Annotated in this window: 1 protein-coding gene and 1 pseudogene; both read left to right on the forward strand. The window is 65.7% G+C overall.

Going from position 1 to position 2,240, the window contains the following annotated elements; translation table 11 throughout:
• The first annotated feature begins 290 nt into the window (after nucleotides 1-290).
• Nucleotides 291-1,586 carry an EAL domain-containing protein gene (locus tag JHC79_RS23480; protein ID WP_296395468.1) on the forward strand — a complete coding sequence of 432 codons (1,296 nt, stop codon included), beginning with the start codon at nucleotides 291-293 and terminating at the stop codon, nucleotides 1,584-1,586.
• 224 nt (nucleotides 1,587-1,810) lie between these two features.
• Nucleotides 1,811-2,240: pseudogene (locus JHC79_RS23485) on the forward strand (MMPL family transporter); the annotation flags it as partial.

Below are 2,240 nucleotides of genomic sequence, written 5' to 3' on the forward strand. Positions count from 1 at the left end.
AGGCCGCGATTTGAGATGATTCGAGGTGGTAGACGCCCTGTCGGTGGTTGCGCGAAGATCGGTACATGAGTGAGCAACGAAGCAACTCGAGCCGACTTGTCTATGACCCCCAGAGCGGGTTGTCCATCGACCTCGCGGAACTTCGACGCCACGAGAGCAGCGAGCGCACGAACGACCTTCAGGACGACTCCCGGGGGTCCGACGAGTCGCACCGCGACTCCTAGATCTCCGAGCCCCGTACGTGGTGCGTGATCAGCGGTAGCCTGGCACGACAACGAGGGGGCGCGGCAGTGGTGGAGGAAGCCCGCCGTGAACGATCGGCGGCGAAGTACGAGGGTCTCACCCCCAGCGATGCCCTGCAGGCCGTGGTCGATCTGGCGGCGCAGGCCATGCGGGTCCCGCTGGCCATGGTCAATGTCGTCGGCGCGTCGGCGCAGCAGACGATCGTCGCCCACGGAATGGAACTCGCCGGCACGAGCGTTCCCGTGCCCGAATCGATCTGCGCGACCGTCGTCGATGATGCCGCACCTGTCGTCATCGGCGACGTCCTCGCCGACACGGCTCGCCGCGACATCGCAAAACTTGTGGAGCACGCCGGTTTTCGTTCCTATATCGGTGTTCCCATCATCGGTCGCGAGGGATTGCCGATCGGCACGCTGTGTGTCATGGGCCTGATCCCGTTGGGCGCCGATGTAGACCTCGCCGCTCTGCGTCAGTACGCGATGCTGGCCGAGCAGGCCCTCGAGGTGGGTCGGTCTGCGCGGGAGATTCTGGCCGCGCGCGATATTCGTGATTCATCGCTCACCGTCACCGACATCACCGACGCCGTGGACTCCGGCGACATCGCGCCCTGGTACATGCCCATCGTCGACCTCGACACCAACCGGCTGTACGCGGCCGAGGCATTGGCGCGCTGGAGCCGACCGGATGGGGTGACCACCCTTCCGGACGCCTTCCTGCCGCGTATCGAGAACACCGAGCTCATCATCGATTTCGATCTGGTCATGCTGCGACGTTCGCTGATCGATCTCCTCCGCTGGATCGAGACCGGTGCCGCGGCAGACGATCTGATGGTGACGGTGAACTTCTCCGCGCACCACTTCTACCGCCGCGGTTGTGTCGACCGGATCGATGCCGTCGTGCAGGAGGTGGGCGCCGAGCCGAGTTCGGTCATCCTGGAGGTCACCGAGACGACCACCGTCCCCACGCGGGCGTTGATCGACGCCCACGTCGTCGACGCGCTCCGTGAGCGTGGGTACACGGTGATACTCGACGACATCGGTGGCGACTGGCTCCCCGCCAAACATCTGCTCAGTCTTGCGTTCGACGGACTCAAGGCCGACCGCAGTATCGGTGCAGCACTGCAGACCTCGGTCGGCCACGCGCTCGGTTCCGCGCTGGCGACCCTCGCCGAACGCCTCGGCATCTACCTGATCATCGAGGGGATCGAGACCGCCGAGCAGGCCCGGCTCGCACACGAGATCGGTGTGCGCCGCGGGCAGGGCTTCTACTGGTCCGAGGCGGTTCCGGCGACCGGCATGCCCGAGCTGTTGGCGCGCGAGTCGCTGCTGCCGACACTCGGCTGATCGCCGGTATCAGACCCCTTCCCTCCATCACGCCCTCGAGACGTGTGTTGAACCACAGGGTGTTGACGTAGATACCCCCCGGGGTATGTTGTCGTTATGAAACACCGAATCGATTGCCTCGTGGACCCGGCCAGCCCGTTCGCGCGGGCGACCTCGCGACGGCTCAGCGGTACGCCGACCAACCCGCCATCTCGTTCGTATCTCGACTCCAGAGGACGAAACCGATGACCAGTACCGACACGACCCGCACCGCATTCGACTCGACGCCCGAACGCGATTCCCGTGCAGGCATTCTCGGCCGCATCGCCGGCTGGGGGACCGGGCACCGCCGAATCCTGTTCGGGACGTGGCTCGCCGCGATCATCGTCCTCGGCGCGTTCGCGCCATCGGTGTTCTCCTCGTTGGCCGGTGCGGGATGGCAGGCCAACGGATCGGAATCGGTTCAGGTCCGCGACCTCGCCCAACAGCACTTCGGCGGCAACGCGTCATCGGCAGTGCAGGTCGTTGTCCATTCCGACTCGGCAACGGTGACCGATCCCTCGATGCAGGCGGTGTTCGAGCAGATCGGCCGCGATCTGTCCGGCGACCCGCGATTTGCAGAGATCGTCGCACCGCAGCCGGGCATGACGATCAGCCGCGACGGACACACCGGCA

Source organism: Williamsia sp., assembly GCF_016462415.1.
Lineage (GTDB): Bacteria > Actinomycetota > Actinomycetes > Mycobacteriales > Mycobacteriaceae > Williamsia_A.